The following is a 250-nucleotide window of genomic DNA, read 5'->3' on the forward strand; positions in this document are numbered from 1 at the left end:
TGCATAAGGGCGCGGCCGAGATCATCGAACGCTCGCGGCCAGTTTAACCCTTATAACTCCGCACCCGCTTCAGCATCTGTTCCACATGGGCAATCGGCGTTTCGGGCTGAATGCCGTGGCCGAGATTGAAGATCAATCGACCGCCGGCGTAGTTTTCCAGCACATCGTCGACCGCGCGATCCAGGGCTGCTCCGCCGGCAATCAGCACCAGCGGGTCGAGGTTGCCCTGGATGGCAAGGCGGCTCTGCAC

Annotated in this window: 1 protein-coding gene; it reads right to left on the reverse strand. The window is 61.6% G+C overall.

Annotated features, from left to right (window positions below):
- Positions 1–43 precede the first annotated feature (43 nt).
- Positions 44–250 (reverse strand): uroporphyrinogen decarboxylase family protein (locus tag WDW90_RS40330; RefSeq protein WP_336493138.1); only part of this gene is annotated, 207 nt, incomplete at its 5' end.

Origin of the sequence: Methylobacterium nigriterrae, from assembly GCF_037106235.1 — a bacterium.
GTDB lineage: Bacteria > Pseudomonadota > Alphaproteobacteria > Rhizobiales > Beijerinckiaceae > Methylobacterium > Methylobacterium nigriterrae.